Source organism: Alsobacter ponti, from assembly GCF_024294805.1.
GTDB classification, from domain to species: domain Bacteria; phylum Pseudomonadota; class Alphaproteobacteria; order Rhizobiales; family Beijerinckiaceae; genus Alsobacter; species Alsobacter ponti.
In genome coordinates, this window is record NZ_JANCLU010000018.1 from 45,697 (window position 1) to 67,453 (window position 21,757).

The 21,757-nt window shown below is 68.6% G+C and carries 4 protein-coding genes; 3 read left to right on the top strand and 1 reads right to left on the bottom strand.

What is annotated here, in order from left to right:
• Positions 1–266 precede the first annotated feature (266 nt).
• A complete protein-coding gene (locus NK718_RS16820) occupies positions 267–16,478 on the top strand; it encodes a calcium-binding protein (RefSeq protein WP_305883677.1) in 16,212 nt (5,403 codons plus the stop codon).
• Between the two features lie 73 nt (positions 16,479–16,551).
• Here NK718_RS16820 and NK718_RS16825 read toward each other — a convergent pair whose 3' ends face one another.
• Positions 16,552–17,853 carry an HlyD family type I secretion periplasmic adaptor subunit gene (locus NK718_RS16825; RefSeq protein ID WP_254744637.1) on the bottom strand — a complete coding sequence of 434 codons (1,302 nt, stop codon included), beginning with the start codon at positions 17,851–17,853 and terminating at the stop codon, positions 16,552–16,554.
• 167 nt (positions 17,854–18,020) lie between these two features.
• Between NK718_RS16825 and NK718_RS16830 the strand changes: the two genes are divergently transcribed.
• Together NK718_RS16830 and NK718_RS16835 are read left to right on the top strand one after the other, a co-directional pair.
• Positions 18,021–20,201 carry a peptidase domain-containing ABC transporter gene (locus NK718_RS16830; protein ID WP_254744639.1) on the top strand — a complete coding sequence of 727 codons (2,181 nt, stop codon included), beginning with the start codon at positions 18,021–18,023 and terminating at the stop codon, positions 20,199–20,201.
• A 24-nt stretch (positions 20,202–20,225) separates the two neighbouring features.
• Positions 20,226–21,755, top strand: a complete 1,530-nt coding sequence (locus NK718_RS16835; RefSeq protein ID WP_254744641.1) for a hypothetical protein — start codon at positions 20,226–20,228, stop codon at positions 21,753–21,755.
• Positions 21,756–21,757 lie beyond the last annotated feature (2 nt).

Here is a 21,757-nt window from a genome sequence, read left to right on the forward strand (position 1 = left end):
CGCTCCTCGTTGGCATTAACGCGCGCAGGATCCAGGCATCGATCATTGCGCGAAAGTCGCGTCGACATGCATCCGCAGGTTGCTTTTCTTGATCGCGACGACATGGGACAATTTCGAACGTCAATCTTTCCTTTGCATTCATGCGCCATGCTGCATTAATTCATCGAGGGGTCGCTACTTTTTGACCCCGTAGGATTTGTGACGACCGAGGCCCGACAGGCCCCTTTTCGGGAACTGGGCTCCGGTTAAATTGATGGAAATCGTTCATGCGGCCCGTCCCGCTTTCGAGCCCCCGTGTCGTCGAACTCGCTCAGGCTTCCGCTCGGCCTGAGGTTCTCCACGTCGGCAAGCCGCCGCCCGGCGCGATCAAGCTGGTGGACGTGTCGCCCGACCACGACCTGGCGTTCGATTTCGCGATGGCCGACGTCAAAATCGCCATTGTCGACGTGGACCTCGTCATCGTCTTTCCTGACGGAGCACGGCTGATCCTGCCGGGCCTCGCCATGAAGCTGATGGACCCGAACGCCCCCGTGCTGCATTTCGTCGACGGGGACGTCGCGGGCCAGAACGTGTTCGCCCAGATCAGCGACATCCATCTCTCCGAGTCCCTCACCGCCCTCAAGCTCACCTCGGAGACGCCGGACAACGCGAAAGGCGCCGGCGAGGCGCAGGAGGGGCAGCCCCCCGTGGACGTGCAGCCGCCGCCACGGCCGATCGTGAAGATCACCGAGGAGACGCCGGAAACTCCTAACAAGGACCAGGGCGACGGACCCTCCGTCGCGGCGGGGCAGACCCCACCGCCGCCGATCGAGACGAAGGCGATCGAGATCTCCAACATCGGCGCAGCGCCGTCGGCCGCCAAGAGCAACGGAATCTCGAGCGAGGTGGTCGCGAGCGTCACCTTCGAGGTGCTCGGCGTGGTCACCAGCGAGTCGGAGACCCGGGACGGCGTGCCTTATCTGCACGCCTCGCCGGCCAAGAGCCCGGCCGACACGGATCCGACCTACGCCAATATGAGCGCGCCCACGACGCTCGCAGGCGGCGACGGCGACGAATGGCTCGGCCCTTCGGCGATGCTGACGAACCCAGGCGAGGCCGTCGCCGACATCGCCATGAAGTTCACCTACCCCGCGGGGTATGGCTGGACCGCGACGTCGATCACCTTTGTCAATGTCCCGGCCGGCGTCACGATCATCGGGGCGGCGAGAACGGCGTCCGGCACCTACGTGATCGTTGTGGACGACGCGACGCCGAACGAGATCGTCGCGCGCATCAAGTACACCATCCCGCCGGACGGCGTGGCGGCTGACGCCAACGGGTTCCTCAAGACGTTCGCACTCGAGATGAACGTCATCGTTGAGGACAGCACGGGCGCCACCAAGTCGATGCCGGCGCGCCTGGCCTGCGGGGTGCGCGAAGTCGGCGGCGAGACGGACACCTCATTTACCGACCCCGCGACCGGCGCCAAGACGGCCGTGCTCTGGGCCAATCCGCCTGGAGCTCACATCACCGGCGGAGGCGGCGACGACACGGTGGTCTCGACGGCCGGCGCGGACACGCTGGACGGCGGGACCGGCGAGAACCTGCTGTCCTACGAGTTGTCCAACAGCGGCGTCAGCCTCGACGCGGTGGCCGGCACGGTCTCGGGCGGAGCTGGCAGGGGCGACCGCTTCACCCGGTTCCGTGACTTCGAGGGATCCAATTTCGCCGACACGCTGTCCGGGGACGAGCAGGACAACGTGTTGATCGGCGGGGCCGGCGCCGACCGGCTCGACGGCCGCGGAGGCCTCGACACGGCGAGCTACGCGCAGTCCGCGGCTCCGGTTTCCGTGAACCTGCGGACCGGCGTCGGCGCGGGCGGCGACGCGGAGGGCGATGTACTCTCCTCGATCGAGCGCGTCGTCGGATCCGCGTGGGCGGACACGCTTGTCGCCGACGACCGCGGCGACACGCTCGACGGCGGCGCGGGCGGCGATCTCCTCATCAGCGGCGCGGGCGCGGACAGTCTGCAGGGCGGGACGGGGGTGGATACCGTCTCCTATGCCGGTTCGAACGCCGCTGTATCGGTGAACCTCGCGACGGGCGCGGCCAGCGGCGGCTGGGCGGCGAACGACTCGCTCGCGGGCCTCGAGAACGCCACGGGCTCCGCCTTCGCTGATACGATCGTCGGCTCGGACGGCGACAACCAACTCGTCGGCCTCGCGGGCGGCGACTCGCTGTCCGGCGGCGCGGGCGCGGACACTCTGCTTGGCGGCGACGGGGACGATACGCTCGTCGGCGGCGAGGGCTCGGATTCGCTCGTCGGCGGGGCGGGCAATGACGCGGTTGACTACGCGGGGTCGGCTTCAGGCGTTTCGGTGGACCTCGGCCAGAACTCGGCCTCCGGGGGCGACGCCGAAGGGGACACGCTGTCCGGTATCGAGATCGTCTACGGCACCCGCTTCGCGGACACGCTTGCCGGATCGTCGGGCGGATCCACGCTGGTCGGGCGCGGCGGTGACGATTCTCTTCTGGCCGGGACGGGCCAGGGCTCGATCGATGGCGGCGCGGACACAGACACCCTGAGCTACGCCCTCGTGGGCGCGGGCATTGCGGTCGACCTCGCCGCCGGGAAGACGACCTGGGTCTCGAATGGCGCGGCGAAGGACGACGTCGCCGGCGTCGAGAATGTCATTGGGTCGCGTTTCGGCGACCGTCTTGCTGGCGACGCGGCGGCCAATGTGCTGACGGGCGGCCTCGGCGCGGACACGCTGGCGGGCGGCGGCGGCGACGACACGCTGGACGGCTCGGCCGACGACGGCGCGGCCGATCTCGCGGACTATTCGGCCGAGGCCGAGTCCGTCGTCATCGACCTGAACGCCGGCTCGGCCTCCGGAGCCGGCGCGGGCCGCGACCTCCTGATTGGCATCGAGGACGCGCGGGGTGGCGCGGCGGGCGACCGCATCACCGGCGACGACGGCGACAATCGCCTTTCGGGCATGGGCGGCGGCGACACGTTCGTGTCGTCGCACGGCGTCGACTCCATCGACGGCGGCGATGGCCAGGACGTGATCGACTACAGCGCGGAAGATTCGGCCGTCAGGGTCTCGCTCGCCGACGGCTTCGCGCGCGTCGGCGGCCAGCGGCAAATTCTCACGGATGTCGAGAACGTCGTCGGGACATCGTATCACGACGTCATTTCCGGCGACGACGCGTCCGACAACAGCCTCGTCGGCGGGCAGGGCGACGACACGCTCGGCGGCAGCGCGGGCGCAGATACGCTCGATGGCGGCGACGGCGACGACCTCGTCGACTTCTCGGCTTCCGCCGCCGCGGTGATGGTCGACCTGCGCAACGGGTTGGCCCGGCTGGACGGCTCGGCCGTCTCGGGCAGCCTGGTTTCGGTCGAGAACGCGACGGGCTCGAGGTTCAACGACACGCTTTACGCGGCGGACCCCGGCTCCGAACTCACCGCCGGCGCGGGCGACGACCTGCTGGTCAGCGGAGCCGGTTCGGACACGCTGTCCGGCGGCGCGGGCGTCGACACGGCTGATTACAGCCGCGCCGTCGCGGGCGTCTATGTGGACCTCGTCAACGCCAGGGCGTCCGTGGCGGGAGAAGGCGTCGACACGCTCGAGTCGATCGAGGTCGTCCTCGCCACCCAGATGGCGGACACTATCATCGGCGGCGAGGCGGACAATTTGCTGCGCGGCCTGGGCGGCAACGACTCGCTGTTCGGTGGCATGGGACGCGACACGCTGCTCGGCGGCGATGGCGACGATACGCTCGACGGCGGGGCTGGTGGGGACTCGTTGGTCGGCGACGCCGGCAACGACCTGTACCGCGTGGACGACGCGGGCGACCAGATTTCGGATTCGGCCGGCGCCGACACGGTCGAGTCCACCGCGGGCGCGTTCACGCTGTCGGCGGGACTTGAGGATCTGCTGTTCACGGGCACTGGCGACTTCACCGGCGTGGGTAACGACAGTCAAAACCGCATCGTTGGCGGGGCCGGGGCGGACTCGCTCGACGGCGCCGGGGGCGCAGATACGCTGGAAGGCGGTGCCGGCGACGACAACTACCGGGTCGACACAACCGGCGACAGCATCGTCGAGGCGGCCGATGGCGGCACCGACCGCGTGGTCACCACGCTGAACGAATTCGACCTGTCGACGCAGTCCAACGTCGAGTACCTGGCCTTTGAAGGAACAGGCGACTTCAGCGGCGTCGGCAACGACGTCGCCAACGAAATCAAAGGCGGAACGGGTAACGATACGCTCGCCGGCCTCGGCGGCGCGGACACGTTGATCGGCGGCGACGGCTCGGATATGGCCGACTACTCCAGGTCGGCGCAGGCGGTCAACGTGGACCTGACGCGGACTGAGCCGCAGGTCGGCGGCGACGCCGAGGGCGACCGCCTCGTCGGAATCGAGAAGTTGCGGGGATCGAGCCAGGCCGACACGCTGGTCGGCGACGCGGCCGCCAACGTCCTCGATGGCCAGGCGGGCGACGACAGCCTCGTGGGCGGCGGGGGAGCCGACACGATGTCAGGCGGCGCCGGCGACGACACCTACGTCGTCGACGACGCGAACGACGTCACCACCGAGTTGGCCGACGGGGGCAACGACACGGTGCGCGTTGTGACGGCGGTTTCCGCCCGCGCGACGGCGCAGGCAAATATCGAGAACCTGATCTATGCCGGAGCCGGGAATTTCACCGGCATCGGCAACGCTCTCGCCAACAGAATCGAGGGCGGGAGCGGCAATGACAGCCTGTCGGGACTGGGCGGCGCGAACACGCTGATCGGCAACGATGGCGACGACACGCTCGCCGGCGTGGCCGGTCCGGGCGTCTCCATCGCCAGCGACAGCCTGGTGGGCGGCGCCGGCGACGACGTCTACCTCGTCGATTCGACGTCCGACGTTGTGGCCGAGCTGCCCGGCGGCGGCACGGACGAAATCCAGACCGCCAACCTCACCGCTTACGACCTCACCGCGAACGCAGCGAACGCCGCCAACGTCGAGAACCTCACCTACACCGGCTCGCAGAACTTCACGGGAACGGGCAACGCCCTTGCAAACGTCATCACCGGCGGATCCGGCAAGGACACGCTGAGCGGCGCGGCCGGCGACGACACGCTCGTCGGCGGGGCCGGCGCGGACAGCCTCGACGGCGGCGTCGGGCTCGATGAGGCGAGCTACGCGAACGCCACCACCAGCGTGCGCGTCGACCTGACGTCAGGCTTGGGGTCGGGCGGCGACGCCGAGGGCGACACCTACGCCAACATCGAGAACGCACGCGGTTCCATCACGGCGGCGAGCACGCTGATCGGTAATTCCGGCGACAACGTGCTGATCGGCGGCGACGCAAACGACCGCATGACGGGCGGGCTGGGCGCGGACACGCTGATCGGCGGCGCGGGCGCCGACTATCTCGACGGCGGCGTCGGCGGCACCGGCGTCCTGCGGGTCAACGCCACGAATGCGGCCACGGCGAGAATCGCCGATACGGGCGTGCTCAACAACAAGGCGTTCACGCTGAGCTTCGACCTTCGCCCGAACGGGACGACGAATCTGGAACTCAGTTCGGCGACGGGGACCAACAACAGTTTCGCCGTCAGCCTGACGGGCACCACGCTCACGGTCGCGACCACGCGCAATCCCAACGTCACGTGGACCGTTCCGGCCACGGCGAACGTGTATGACGGCAACCTCCACACCGTCACGATCACCGTCTCCGCCAGCAGGGTCGTGACGACCTATGTCGACGGCGTCGCACTCGGCACGAGGACGCTGTCGGCGCTGCTGGACATGGGCGGGCCCGTGTCGCTGAACGTGACCTCGACCGGCACGAGCGACGTCGACAGCCTGTACCTCTACAACCGCGCGCTCGGCGCGACCGAGGTGTCCTCGCTCTCCGCCACGGCGATGCCCGTCACCTCGGGCCTGATCTCGGCCTACGACTTCGACAGGAATGACCTCGCCGACGCCGTGACACGTGACCGCGCCTTCAATGGCGGCGCGGGCATTTTTCTGGGAAGCCGGGTCGACGCGGGGGACAGCCTCGTCGGAGGCGATGGCAACAACACGCTCGTTGGCGGGTCGGGCGCGGACACCATCGTGGGCGGCTCCGGCAACGAATCGATCATGGGCGGCGCGGGCGCCGACTCGATCGTCGGCGGCGGAGGCAGGGACACCATCGATTACGGCGACGGCGTCGACACCATCGATTATTCGGCGACGTCCGGCGTCACCTTCAATCTGACGACGGGCATCTCCAGCCAGGCTCCCGGAAGCCTCCTGTACGGCGTCGAGAACGTGATCGGCTCGCTGACGGGCTCGAACTTCCTGACCGGATCGAGCGCCGCGAACCGACTGGAAGGCGGGGCCGCGTCCGACACGCTGCTCGGCATGGGCGACGCGGATACGCTGATCGGAAACGGCGGCAACGACTCGCTGGTCGGCGACGACACCGCAAGCGGCAGCGCGGACTCGCTCAGCGGCGGCGACGGCAACGACACTCTGATCGGCGGCGGCGGCGCGGACACGTTGTCCGGCGGCCTCGGCACGGACACGGCGAGCTACGCGACATCCACAGCGGGCGTCACCGTCAACCTCAACCTGAGCGGCGCGCAAGCGTCCTCTGGCGACGCATCGAACGACGTGCTCTCCGGAATCGAGAACGTCATCGGAGCGTCGTCCGCCTCGAACAATCTGACCGGCGACGGCGCGGCGAACGTGCTCACGGGCGGCTCGGCCGCCGACACCCTATCCGGCAACGCCGGTGATGACAGCCTGGTCGGCCAGGCCGGAAACGACTCTCTCAACGGTGGGGCGGGCGCCGACACGCTCGACGCCGGCGTTGGGAATGACACGCTTATCGCTGGCGACGGCAACGACTCCATCCTCGGCGGCGCGGGCTCGGACTCGATCGACGGCGGAACGGGGACGGACACGCTGAGCTACGCGGCTTCCGCCGCGGGCGTCAACGTGGATCTCGCGGCTGCCGATGCGCAGGCGGGCGGCGACGCGGCCAACGACACCATCGCCATGGGAACGGTGGAGATTCTGGTCGGCTCCTCCGTCGGCGCGAACCGTCTCGGCGGCTGGAGTCTCGCGGAGAGCCTGGTCGGCGGAGCGGCGGCGGACACGATCGGCGGCGGCCTGGGGGCGGACACGTTGGATGGCGGCTCGGGGAATGACATCCTCTTCGCCGGAAAGCGCTTCCTGACCGACTCCGCCTCGACGTCGACGAACATTGCGACTGGCCTGCAAGTAGCGAACTCCGCCATCACGATCGGCTTCCAGATCAAGGCCGACGTGACGACGGGCTCTCATCTCGTCACACTGGGCGGCGTCGGCGTGGGATACGGCACCGGCGGCATCACCGTGCAGTTGCCCGACGGATCGACAACCACCTACACCTACACCCGTGATACCGCGTGGCACGCCATCGCGCTGCGAGTGGACGCGGATGGATTCAAGCTGTTCGTCGACGGTATTGCCCTGGCGCGCGGCGCCGCCGCGCTGCCCAATAACGGGACCACGCTCGCGGCAGGCGTGCAACTCGGCGCGGACCCTCGCGACGGGAACGCCTATTTCGACGACATCCTCGTCTACAAGCAGTCGCTGACGGATTCGGAGATCGCGCAGCTCGCCACGCGCGACACCACGACGCTGGGCTCGTCCTTCGTCACGAAGTCACCGATATTCAGCTCGACCTTCGACACTCCCGGGTTCAATACGGACCGCGACACCAGCGCCAACTCCGTATCGGGCGGCGACGGCAACGACACGCTCGTCGGTGGAATTGGCGCGGACACGCTGCTGGGCGGCAACGGCTCGGACAGCCTTCTCGGGGACGCCGGCAATGACTCCCTCGACGGCGGCGCCGACGCCGACACGATGGACGGCGGGCTGGGCAACGACGCCTATCGCGTAACGGCGGGCGACTCCGTCACCGAGAGCTCGGCGAGCGGCGGCGCGGACACGGTCTATTCCGAAGTCAATTACACGCTCGGGGCGAATCTCGAGGACCTCGTCTACGTGGGAACGGGCGCCTTCACAGGCGTCGGCAATAGCCTGAACAACCGCATCACCGGCGGCGCGGGCGCTGATTCGCTGGTCGGCGCGGACGGCAGCGACACCATCTTCGGCCTCGCCGGCAACGATACGATCGTCGGCAAGGCCGCCAGCTGGTCAGATGGCAACCTCTCGCTCGACGGCGGCGACGGAAATGACAGTCTCGTCGGCGGCTACGGCAACGACACGCTGGCGGGAGGCGACGGCAACGACACGCTGATCCACGGCTGGTCGAACGATCCCGGTTCCAACAGCCTGGACGGCGGCGCCGGAAACGACCGCATCCAAGCGACCTACAGCGACACGGTGCAGGGCGGCGCGGGCAACGACACGCTCATTGCCGTGGCGGGCGCGAGCGCCAACCAGACGATGACGTTCAATATGACGGCGTCGTCCATTGAATTTTTCGACGGAACCCAACGGGCCGGCGCCGAGAGCGTGACGGGCGGTACCGGCAACGAGACGATCCGCGGCGGCAACGGCGGCGACACGCTGATTTCCGGCGGCGGCGTCGACTCGATCGCTGGCATGGACGGCAATGACCTCGTGAAGGGCGTGCTCGTCACCGGCGCCAGGTTCGACGGCGGAGACGGAGCGGACACGTTGTGGCTGGACAACCCGTCCACGGCCACGAACCTCGAGCTCTATCTCACGCGCGCCAACCTGGGCTTTGCGGGGGGCGTGACGGTCAGCGGATTCGAGGGCCTGGATCTCAGCGCGTTCGCGTCCACGTCCACCGTCAAGATCGAAGGCACGACCGGAGCCGACACGATCGTCCTCGGAGCAGGGGCCGACACGATCAATGGCATGGGCGGCGCCGACAGCATCAACGCCGGTGCCGGCAACGACCAGGTCACCTATCGCGATGCCTCGGGCGTCGTGCTCGACGGCGGCGCGGGCGTGGACACGCTGAAGCTGTACTCCGCCACGACGGTCAATCTCGGCCTGACCGACCAGACGCTGAACGATTCCGCCAACGTCCGGAACTTTGAAAGCATCGACGCCACCACCGTCGCGGCGGGGGTGTCCCTGACAGGGAGCACGGGTTCGAACAGCATTGTCGGCAGCGCCTTCGCCGACACGATCGACGGGGGCGGCGGGACCGACACGATCGACGCGGGCGCGGGCAATGACCGCGTGATCTGGAGCGGCGCTGGCACGGCGGTCGGCGGCAGCGGCAACGACACGCTCATCGTGTCGGGCAACGCGACGGCCCGTATCGACCTCGGGCCGTCCGGCTTCGAATCGCTCGACGTCACGGGGTCGCGCACGGCGGCGATGACGGTCACCGGCGGGACGGCCGCGGAGTCGATCCGGACCGGCGGCGATCTCGACACCGGCAACGATTCCGTCGATGGCGGCGGGGGCGCGGACACGGTGACCACGGGCGGCGGCAACGACACTGTCGTCTGGCGGGAGGGAGCGTCGCTCGATGGCGGCGCGGGCTCTGACGCGCTGGTGATCTCGGGGTCGGCCGACTACACGATTAATTTCGGCAACGGCTCGGGTCTCCCCAGCGGGGTCACGAGTTTCGAGAACATCCTGACCTCCGGCTACACGGGCCGGTTGACGTTGCTGGGCTCGAGCGGCTCAGAGCAGTTGCAGGGCGGCTCGCAGGCCGACACGATCCTCGGCAACGGCGGCAACGACACGATCGCCGGCAAGGGCGGTGCGGACAGCCTGGACGGCGGCCAGGGCATCGACACGCTGGATTATTCGGCTTCGGCCGGCGGCGTCGTCGCGACGCTGGACGCCACCGGAAGGGTTGTCGCCTCGGGCGGCGACGCGCAGGGCGACATCGCGATCAATTTCGAGAACCTGACCGGCTCCGCGACGGGCGCGGACTCGCTCACCGGCAACTCCGGCGCGAACATCCTGTCCGGAGGTGGCGGAAATGATTCGCTCGTGGGAGGCGCGGGCGCGGACACGCTCGACGGCGGAGCTGGAATCGACACCGTCGACTATTCGGCGTCGATCGGCGGCATTACCATCAGTCTTCCCGGCGGTTGGGCGCTGGGCGGCGACGCCCAGGGCGACGTCGTCATCAACGCGGAGAATGTGATCGGTTCGACGACCGGGGCCAACAATATCGCGGGCTCGGCCGCGGCGAACGCTTTCACTGGCGGTGCCGGCGCGGACACGCTGATCGGTGGAGGCGGCGCGGACACTCTCATCGGCGGCGGCGGAAACGACCTGCTGATCGGCGGGACGTCCGCCATGATGGGCGTTTCTGGCTCCGCTTCCACCTCGTCAACGATCAGCAGCCCGGCGGCGATGAGCAACACCGCGTTCGCGCTTTCGATCGCGATCCGAACGGATGTCGGAAGCACGGCGCCGGCCTTCGCCGAGTTGGTTGGCGCCAACTGGAACACGACCGCGAGGGCCTTCCCGTCGCTGGGCATTCGCAACAATGGCGGCGCAGCCGAAATCATCTACCAGGGCGCGAATGTCGGCGGAGCGTTGACGACGTGGGCTCCGCCGGCCGGTATGAATCCCTACGATGGCGAGCGGCACAGTTTCACTCTCTCGGTCGACGCGGCGGGCGTGGCGACCGCCTACATGGACGGCGTGGCCCTCACTCTGAAATCGGGCAGTGCGACTGTCGGACTGCTCGCGTTCTCGGGCTCGATCACGGCGCGTGTCGGCCTTAGCGGCTCGTTCGGCAACGTCGGGACGCCGGATGCGGAGTACGACAATTTCCTCGTCTACAACCGGGCGCTTACCTCCGACGAGGCGAAGCTTCTGGCCCTGGACACCGTCAACGGCGCGCCGGTCCCGACGGGTCTCGTCGCCGCCTACTGCTTCGACGGCTCGAACCCCCTCGCTCCGATAGGCGGCCTCGGCGGGACGATGGCCGTCACCGGCTCCGCCTCGTATGTGTCCATAGACACGGCGGGCAACAGCCTCGACGGCGCCGCGGGCAACGACACGCTGCTGGGCGGAGGGTTCGCGGACACGCTGCTCGGCGGGACCGGCAACGACTCCATCGACGGAAACGGCGGCGCGGACTCCATCGACGGCGGCGACGGCAACGACGCCTTGGTCTGGACGGGCGCGGGCACGGTGCTGGGTGGTGCGGGATCCGACACGTTGACGCTGGCCGCGCCCGACGCCGGAATCACCTCGTTCGTGATCGACATCGCCGCGGCGGGGATCGAGTCCTTCGACGGGTCCGGGCGTACCGAAGCCCAGGACATCACCGGAGGAGCGGGGAACGAGACCATCCTCACCGGCGGGGGGGGCGACACGGTGCGTGGCGCCGGAGGGGCCGACAGCATCTCCACCGGCGCCGGCAACGACAGCATCGATCCGGGTGCGGGCGCGGACACGGTGCTCGCCGGCAGTGGCGACGATACCGTCGACGCCGGGGATGGGGCCGGTTCGCTGGACGGTTCGACAGGTTCCGATACGCTTCTCTTCACCGGATCCGCTTCGCACGTCGTCAACTTCCAGACCGGACTGTCGGACGCCACGCGCGTGTCCGGGTTCGAGGCGATCGACGCATCGGCTGCGACCGGCCCGCTCACCCTGATCGGCTCGACAACCTTGAGTGAGGTCATCAGAGGCGGTACGGGCAACGACAGCATCGATGGCGGAAACGCCGGCACGGTGTTTGGCGGCGCGGGTAACGACCGAATCGTCTATCGCTGGGGCGGGTCGGTCGACGGCGGCGCCGGCAACGACACGCTGGTGCTGACCCAGCTTCGCTCAGCCGCCGAGAACGCGTTCAACCTCGCGGCGGCTGACCAGACCCCGACGACCGATGGGCTGGCTGCGACGAATCTCGAGGCGATCGACGCGAGCGCTCTCGCGACCGCCGTGAACCTGACCGGCTCGAGCGGCGCGAACACGCTGCTCGGTGGATCGGCCGGCGACACGATCGCCGGCGGCGGCGGATCCGACTCGCTGGACGGCGGGGCCGGCGACGACAGCATCACCGGCTCGACCGGCGCGGACACGATCGTCGGCGGCGCGGGCGACGATACCATCACCGGGGCTGGCGGAAGCGACCAGGTGAGTGCGGGCGACGGCAACGACCAGGTCAACACCGCTCTCGGCGGAACCGCCACGCTATCGGGAGGTGCCGGCAACGACACGCTTGCGCTCACGGGCGCTGGCGGCACGCTGGACCTGTCGCTCGCCGCCAACCCCTTCACCGGGTTCGAGGCGATCGACGCCGGCGGCCTCACCAGCGCGGTCAATTTCAAGGGCTCGACTGCGGCCGAGAGCGTGACCGGCTCGGCCTCCGCCGACACGCTGGACGGCGGCGGAGGCGCGGACAGCGTGGACGCCGGCGACGGGGCCGACCGGGTAATCTACCGCAACGTCGCGGCCACGCTGGACGGCGGCGCGGCGTCCGACACGCTGGTGGTTTCCGGCGCGGTCTCGATCAACCTCGGTCAGAGCGACCAGACCGTTGGCGACAACGCGACGGTTCGCAATTTCGAGAACATCGACGCCGCCACGGCGACGGCCGGCGTCTCCGTCATCGGCTCCGCGGCCGCCAATTCCATCGCCGGCTCGGCCTTTGCCGACACCATCAATGGCGCGGGCGGCGCTGACACGATCGACGCGGGAGGCGGCGACGACAACGTGACCTGGGCGGGATCGGGGTCGGTCATCGGCGGCGCGGGACAGGACACGCTGTCCATTTCCAGCAACGCCTCGGTGAGCGTGAATCTCTCGTCGACGGGATTCGAAGCGCTGCGTGTGTCGGGGTCGCGTACCGCGTCCATGACCGTCGTCGGCGGCGTCAACGCCGAGTCGATCATTACGGGCCTCAATACCGACACCGGGGCCGACTCCGTCGATGGCGGCGGCGGGGCGGACACAATCTCCACCGGCGGCGGCAACGATACGGTGGTCTGGCGCGACGGCGCGTCGCTGGATGGCGGCGCGGGCTCCGACGCCCTGGTGCTGACGGGTTCGGACGCGCTCACCCTCGACTTCGGAACCGGAACCCTCTTCGGCGGCCGCGCCGTCAACTTCGAGGGGCTCATCACCAACAACTACACCGGCGCTCTCAACCTCATCGGCACCAACGCCTCGCAGATTCTGCAGGGCGGTTCCGCCGCCGACACAATCATCGGGCTCGGCGGCGACGACACCATTGCCGGCAAGGGCGGCGCGGACAGCCTGGACGGCGGCCAGGGCGTCGACACCCTTGACTACTCGGCCTCGGCCGGTGGCGTCACGGTGACGCTCGCCGACGCCGGGCAGGACACCGTCTCGGGAGGCGACGCCGACGGCGACACTGCCTACGATTTCGAGAACGTCATCGGCTCCTCGACGGGCGCGGACTCGCTCACCGGCAACTCCGGCGCGAACATCCTGTCGGGTGGCGGCGGCAACGACACGCTCGTTGGCGGCGCGGGCGCGGACACGCTCGACGGTGGAGCCGGAATCGACACCGTCGACTATTCGGCCTCGGCCGGAGGCGTGATGCTGAGCCTCGTGTCGGGGACAGGCGTTGGCGGAGACGCGCAGGGCGACGTCGTCTCGAACGTCGAGAACATCATCGGCTCGACGACCGGGTCAAATGTTCTTACGGGCACGGCTGGGGCGAACTCTCTGACGGGCGGCAACGCCGCCGACACGCTCACCGGTGGAGGCGGGGCGGACACTCTCTTGGGCTTTGGCGGCAACGATTCGCTGACCGGCGGGTCTACGGCCAACAACAGCCTCGACGGCGGCGCGGGCAACGACACGCTGCTGGGCGGCGCATTCTTCGACGCGGTGCGGGGCGACACACTGCTGGGCGGAGCCGGTAACGACTCCATCGACGGGAATGGCGGCAAGGATTCGGTCGATGGGGGCGACGGCAACGACGTCTTGCTATGGACTGGCGACGGCACGGTGCTGGGCGGCGCGGGATCGGACACGCTGACGCTGGTTGGATTGGATACCGGGATCACCTTGTTCCAAATCGACATCGGTGCGTCGGGAATCGAATCCTACAACGGCTCTTCGCGAGGCGAGGTGCAGAGAGTCACGGGCGGCACGGGCAACGAGACGATCACCACCGGAAGCGGCGCGGACAGAGTGAACAGCGGCGCGGGCAACGACAGGATAACCACGGGCGCAGGCAACGACACCATCAACTCCGGAACCGGACAGGACACGGTGCTCGCGGGGGATGGCGACGACTCCGTCGTGGCTGACGGCTCCGCCATGTGGCTGGACGGCGGCACGGGCACCAACTACCTCGGTTTCACAGGAGCCGACGACCACAACGTCAACCTTGTCAACAACACCATCGACGCCGGCACGGCCAATCAAGGCTTCGTCGACAACTTCAGGAGGATCAACGCTGGGGTGGCGACCGGCAATTTCACCGTGATTGGGGCAGCACAGACGTTCGCGTGGTTTGTCGGCGGCGCCGGCAACGACAGCATCGACCTTGGCGAGGCCGCCTACGAGACCATCAGGGGCGGCGCTGGGAACGACCGCATCGTCTATTGGGCCGGACAAGACAACGGGATCCTGGATGGCGAGGCCGGGCAGGACACGTTGGTGCTCGGAAGCCGCGACGGCAACTATGTCTATGACCTCGCCGCCAACGACCAGTCCCCGTCCAATGACGGCGACATCACGGTCCAGGGTTTCGAGGCCATCGACGCGAGCCGGCTTTCGGCGACCGTGTATCTGCGGGGCACGACCAACGCGGACACCCTGATCGGCAGCTCCGCCGCCGACGGGCTGATAGGACGCGGAGGCGCCGACTCCCTCGACGGGCGCGCGGGCGACGACGCCATCACGGTGCTGTTGGGAGGCAACGCCACCGCGGTTGGCGGTTCGGGCAACGACACGCTCGTCATATCCGGCGCGGGCGGCGCCATCGACTTCACCGGCGCGTTGGCGTCCGGACTGATGGCCTCCGCCTTCGAAAGGCTCGACGCGAGTGGGGCGACGTCGGCGGTCAACTTCCTGGGAACGACGTCCGCCGACAGCGTGACGGGCTCGCAATATGCCGACACGATCGACGGCAAGGGCGGCGGCGACTCGATCGCGGCGGGCGCCGGCGACGACCGGGTGATCTATTCGAACGTCACGGGCGCGATCCTGGCGGGCGAGGCCGGCAACGATATACTCGTGCTCGGCGCGACGACGCCGGGCCTCGTCGTGAACCTCGGGAATGCGGCGGACCAGACGCTGAACGACTTTAGCCAGGTCCTGACCTTCGAGAGCGTCGATGGTTCGGCAGCGACCGCCGCGCTGAATCTCACCGGCTCCACCGGCGCGAACACATTGCTTGGCGGATCGGGCAACGACACGCTGTCCGGCGGCGGCGGCGCGGACTCGCTCTCGGGCGGGGACGGCGCGGACAGCCTGCTGGGCGGCGGCGCGGCCGAGACAATTCTCGGCGGCGCGGGCAACGACACCATCGCCGGTATCGGAGCGGGCGACCGGGTCGACGCGGGCGACGGCGACGACCGGGTCACTTTCGCGGCTAATGCGCAGCTGCTCGGCGGCGCGGGGAACGACACGCTCGTGGTCGGAGCCGCGGCTTCGGTGGATCTGGTCGCCAATACGGGGTTCGAACGGGTCGACGCCTCGGCCCTCGGGGCCGGGGCGGGCGCGACCGTGGTGGGCTCATCGAGCGACGAAACCATCTTGGGCGGAAGCGGGTCCGATTCGCTCGATGGCGGGCTCGGCGTGGACAGTCTGGCCGGCGGCGCGGGCGACGACCGTCTCGTCTACCACGCGACTTCGGCGACGCTGGACGGTGGCACGGGCAACGACACGCTCGTCCTCGCCGACGCTCAGAACGTGAACCTGTCACAGACGGCGGACCAAACGTCCGGGGACAACGCCGTCGTAACCAGCTTCGAGCACGTCGACGCTTCAGGGTTGCTGACCGGAGTCACGCTGACCGGCTCGACGTCGGCCAACGTCCTGACGGGCGGCTCGGGCGCGGATACTATAAGCGGTGGAGCGGGCGCGGATACGATCCTCGCCGGCGCGGGCGACCGGGTCGACGGTGGCGCGGACAACGACCTGTTCCGCCTGGACACCAGCGCGCTGGTGACGCCACCGTCGATCGAGGGCGGGGCCGGGACGGACACGGTCAGCTTCTCGGGCGGAGCGGTGGCGCTCTCCAACGTCTCGGGCGCGGGCGTCCTGAGCCATGTGGAGGTGCTGGACTTCACCGGAGCGGGCGTGGCCGCTTCAGGCAGCCTATCCTCCGCCGGAATCCGGGGAATCGCCGGCGCGGACGGCGCCTCGGTGCTGACCCTCAAGGTGGACGGGAACGACGTTGGGTCCGGCGCGTCCGGCGGCGGTTGGCTCAATCTCAGCGGGACGGAGACTGTCACCTCGTCGGTCGACGCCGGCGGCGCGACGACGTACACGGTCTATGACGGAACGGTGCATGACGATGCGCACAAGCTTGCGCAGCTGATCGTCATGGCGGCCTGAAAAGTAGGTCGGGGCCGTCAGGCGAGCGGGGGCCGCGCCGCGAGCCGCGCAGCGGCCCGGCGCGCCGCGTGCGTCAGCGCAGGGCCATCTCCTGAACTCTGCGCACGGGGCGAAGCAGCGCTGACAATACGGTCTGATGACCCGAGATGATGTTGATCTCAGCCAGCATTCCGGGGACGACGGGCTTGTCGGGGCCGAACGCCGTCGCGTCCGCCTCCAGGCGCACGCGGAAGTAAGGCTGGCCCTTTTCGTCCTGCAGGACGTCGGGCGATATCTCGACCACCTTGCCGGGAAGCCCGCCGTAGATCGAGAAGTCGTAGGCGCTCACCTTGACGATCGCCGGCAGCCCGGGCCAGACCTGCGCGCGGTCTGTGGGCGACAGGCGGGCCTCGACGGCCACGGACGAGTCGAACGGCACCAGCTGCGCTAGTGGTTCGCCGGACTTCACCACGCCGCCGATCGTGTTGACGAAGAGCTTGTTGATCACTCCGGTCATCGGCGCGACCACTTCGGACCGGATGCGCCGGTCCTGCATCGCCGAGATGGATTCGTTCAGCTTGGCGATCTGAACCTCGGTGTCGGCGCGCTCCTTGTCGGCGTCGCCTCGAAACCTCAGGGCGGCCTCGGCGCGCCGGTTCCGGATTTCGTTCAGCGCGGAGTCCGTGCGAGGAATGTCGTGCCCAAGGTCAGACATCCGGGCGTCCATCTGCTGCAGCGTCCGCTCGTTGTCGAGCAGCTCGTTCTGCGACACGGCGCCGAGCGCGGCGAGGCGGCGAAGATTGGCGACGCGCTTCTGCACGAGCTCCCGCTCCGCCTGCGTGTTGATCAGGCGCGACCTGAACTCGGAGAGCTCCAGCTCCTTCTGACGCAACTGGTCGTCGAGGATCTGCTCCTGCGCGTGCATCGTCTTCTGGCGTGTTTCGAACAAGGCCGTCTCGCGCTCCGCGATGCCGGGCAAGTCCTTGATGTACGTCGCCGGCCACTCGGGTCGCTGCAATCCCTTGCTCTCCGCCTCGAGCCGCGCCAGCCGGATGTACTTGGCCTTCAACTCAATGCTGGCCTGGGCGAGTTCCGAGCGGGCGAAGCTGTTGTCGATTCGCATCAGCGGCTCGCCGCGCTGGACCCGGTCGCCTTCCTTGACCAGAATTTCCGAGACGATGCCCCCTTCCAGATGCTGCACCACCTGGTTCTGCATCTGCGGCACCACACGGCCGGCGCCATGCGTGACCTTGTCGAGATCGGTCCACGCCGCCCAGACCAGAAAGGCCGCGAGAGAGGCGGCGATCGTGTAGATCATCGCCGCGCTGGCCCTGCGGGCGATGCCGGCCGACAGGCTCGGAATCGTGATCGCGCTCTCGTTGGGTTTCTTAAGCATTTTCCGTAAAAATCCGCATATGAAAACTTTCTGGAAATTGACGCGAGTATAACCTGCTTGTAGCTATCCCGCCTAATTCCATTAGCCCCTACAATCACTCATAAATTGCATACAATCCGACTTTAAGCCTTATAAATTTTCAGTATTTTTTAACGAAAGAGGGTTTCATGGCCCCCGAAGGGGTGGCGAGCGTTGTTCGAAACGCCGCGATCATCGCCGATCCGAGCACCGAAGTTCAAGCTTCTCCGGTCGTCGCGTCCTCTGGCACGCTGGCCGGCGACTTGGCTTTGATCGCGCGGTGCTGGTTTGGGCGGGAGGCGCGCGCCGTTGCGTCTCTTCCCGGCGGAGCGCCGACGCCGGTGGCGCTCGCCTCGGCGGCGGCCGCGTACGGGCTCGAGGCCACGCTCGATGAGCGGCGCGCGCAGGATCTGCGCGACGAGGACTGCCCTTGCATCGTGCTGAGGGACGACGGGTCCACGTGGATCGTTACGCGGGTTAAGTCGTCCGGCGGCATCGAGATCCTGTCGCCGGAGGGACGCCGGGTCGTCGTCGCGCGCGAGTTCGCGGCGGGCGCTGCGGGGCCGGTGGTGTTCGTTCGCCCGCGCTCGTTGCTCCAGGGAGAGGACGCGGCGGAACCCGCAGAGGCGGCGAGGACACGCGATGTCTTTCGCGATGTGCTGGGATTCGTCTGGGCCAGGAGCCGGGGCGCCCTTGCCAAGGCGATGCTTGCCAACCTTCTTAGTAATGTCCTCGTGTTGGCGCTGCCGATTTATTCGATGGCGGTCTACGACCGCGTCATTCCGCACCTTGCCCTCGAGACGCTCTGGGCGCTGTCGCTCGGCATCCTCATCGCCCTCGTGGCGGACCTCGCGCTGCGCGTGGCGCGCTCCACGCTGCTGGACGCGGCCGCCGCCCAGGCGACGGTCGATCTGCAGTCGCGGTTCTACGACCGGCTGGTGAGACTGCGATTGGTGGATGCCCCGCGTACCGCCGCCGCGCTGACGGTGGGCCTGCGTGAACTGGAGGGCATGTGCCAGACGGCCCCGGCGCTCCTGGTGTCGCTCGCCGTCGACGCGCCGTTCGTGCTGGTCGTCTCGGGCATGCTCTACGCGGTCGCAGGCCCGGTCGCGTTGACGCCGGTGGCCGGCGGGGCGCTCATCGCGCTGGCCATGGTCGCGACGCACCACGCGTCCGTCGCGGCGACGCGCAAATCCGTCGGCCTTGCGCGCCTCCAGGCCAACATGCTCACGGAGACGGTGGAAGGTCTGGAGACCATCAAGTCGAGTTCCGCCGAGCCGGTCCTCACCCGCCATTGGGAACGGCTGACCGACGAGATCGCCTACGCTGCCCACCGCGGCCGTCATTGGCAGACCGTCGCCGCTCAGGCCACCGGGATGATCGGGCAGCTTCTCATCGTGGCCGCCATGTTCATCTCGGTCTACGCCATCGCCGACGGCGTGATGACCGTCGGCGCGATGGCAGCCGCGACGCTGCTTGTCGGACGTGTGATGGCGCCCATCGGCACCGTTGTCGCGCTCCTGCATCGTCTCCAGCTGCAACGCAGCACCTCGGATCTGCTGCGCGGCGTGCTGCACGCGCCGATCGAGGAGGCGGGCGATCCCGAGGCGCAGCCGGCGCGGATGGTGGGGCATCTGGAGTTGCGGAAGGTGTCGTTCACGTATCCGGGCGAGTCCCGTCCGGCGTTGAAGGACATCGACCTGACCATTCGGCCGGGCGAACGGGTCGCCATCGTCGGGCGCATCGGCTCGGGCAAGAGCACGCTGCTGCGCCTGCTGACGCGCCTCCTGGAGCCGCAATCGGGAGCCGTCCTTCTCGATGGCGCGGACATCAGGCAGGTCTCTCCGCAGGCGCTCCGCCGCCGGTTCAGCCTGATGAGCCAGGACCAGGTGCTGTTCGACCTGACGTTGCGGGCCAATATCTGCCTCGGCCTCGACGTGGTCGACGAGGCGCGCTTCATGCGCGCCGCGGCAGTTTCCGGCGCGCGCGAGATCGCCGCCCGCCATCCCAGCGGCTACGCCATGGAGGTCGGCCCGCGCGGCTGCAGGCTCTCCGGCGGCGAACGCCAGGTGGCGATGCTGGCCAGGGCTCTGTGCGCGCCGGGCGACACGCTTATCCTCGACGAGCCGACCGCCGCCCTGGACAACGGAATCGAGGCCCGCATCGTGCGCGACCTGCGCGAGGCGACGCGGGGCCAGACATTGATCGTCGCCACCCACCGGGCAGGGCTGCTGGCCCTGGTCGATCGCGTGGTCTGGATGGACGAGGGCCGCATCGTCGCGGATGGACCGAAGGCGGACGTTCTCGCCCGCCTTGGCGTCGCGGCGTGACGGTCGAGAGGGGGGACTAGCACCATGGCCGGAGGCCACGGCGAACAGGAAGAGAATATCTGGCCCGGCTTCGTGGATGCGCTCACCACGATGGTCATGGTGCTGACTCTCATCATGATGCTGCTCGGCATCGTGATCTTCATCCTGTCGCAAGGACTCTCTCGCCGTTACCTCGTGCAGATCGCGGCGGCCGCCGGCGTCGAGATCCCCACGGAGGGTGGCCAGCCCGAAGTGCTCGCCCGCCAGATCGTCAAGGTGCTGAAGGCGCGCAACGCGACCATCCACGGTCCCAACGTCGATGCCCCGTGGGTCGGCGCTGGCGACAGTCCGGAGCAGGGTCTGACGGACGCTCCCGAAACCTTGCTGTCCGGCGCCGGCATGGGCGGCGGCGAGAAGCGTGTGCTCACGATGCGGCCGGAAAACCGGGCTGGGATCGCGCCAGCGGGAGATATCGCGAGCGGCGGCAAGGACGACATCGTGGAGCGCGAGACGGGCGATCGCTCCGGCAATCCCGTGACGGTCGGCCGAGACACAACGGCGCAGCCCCAGATGGCGGCAGTGGAACCGCGTTCGCCGGGGGACGATCCGCGTCCGGGCGTCGCCCCTGCCGCCAAGCCGGCGGCTTCGCCTGATCCTCTCCCCAGGGAACCTACGCCGTCCGAGGCGCAAGCACAGGCGCCGTCGCAGGCGCAGCAGCCGCACCAGCCGCAGGCCCAGACGCAGCCGCCGAAGCCCGTCCAGGATGTCGTCGACAGCGCCGGCAATCCCGTGACGGTCGGCCGAGACACAATGGCGCAGCCCCAGATGGCGGCTGTGGAACCGCGTTCGCCGGGGGATGCTCCGCGTCCGAGCGTCGCCCCGGCTGCCGAGCGTGCGGCGTCGTCAGATCCTCTCCCGAGAGAGCCCACGCCGTCCGAGGCGAAAGCACAGGCGTCGTCGCAGGCGCAGCGGACTGACCAGGCGCAGGCCCCGACGCAAGCCCCGACGCAGGCGCAGCAGTCGGACCAGGCGCAGGCCCAGACGCAAGCCCAGGCGCAGGCTCGGACGCAGCCGCCGAGGCCCGTCCAGGACGTTTCCGACAGCGCCGGCAAGGACGACAAGAGTCAGCGTGAGGCGGACAAGGGGGCGGAGCAGGGCGCGGCCATCGAGATCACGGCCTTGCCGCCGCGAGGCGGCGAATGGATCGAGACGACGAACCCCTCGCCGGCCCAACCACGCAAGTCGGGCGGAAAGGTCGAGTCGCCGGGCGAGATCGTAGCGGTGGATTTCAAGGCCGAAGCGACTGTGCTGGATGCCGAAGCGGCCAAAGCGCTCCAGGCCGCCATCCGATCGGCGGGGATCGTCGGGAAGGACGGGCGGATCGAGGTCAGAGGCCTGGCCGACATCGAGTCGCCGGCGCTGTCCGAAGCGCGAAGGGCCGCGTACTACCGCGCCTTCGCCGTGCGCCAGAAGCTCATTGAAACGGGAGTGGCCGCAACCCGGATCACCATGCGGCTGGAAGACAGTGACAAGGTGAAGGGACGCAATCTCGTCCTGGTATCAAGCGTACAGTAATT

Bases quoted from the DNA above. Each gene is read 5' to 3' on its own strand.
- NK718_RS16825 (WP_254744637.1), bottom strand. From the start codon at position 17,853: ATGCTTAAGAAACCCAACGAGAGCGCGATCACGATTCCGAGCCTGTCG.
- NK718_RS16835 (WP_254744641.1), top strand. From the start codon at position 20,226: ATGGCCGGAGGCCACGGCGAACAGGAAGAGAATATCTGGCCCGGCTTC.
- NK718_RS16830 (WP_254744639.1), top strand. From the start codon at position 18,021: ATGGCCCCCGAAGGGGTGGCGAGCGTTGTTCGAAACGCCGCGATCATC.
- NK718_RS16820 (WP_305883677.1), top strand. From the start codon at position 267: ATGCGGCCCGTCCCGCTTTCGAGCCCCCGTGTCGTCGAACTCGCTCAG.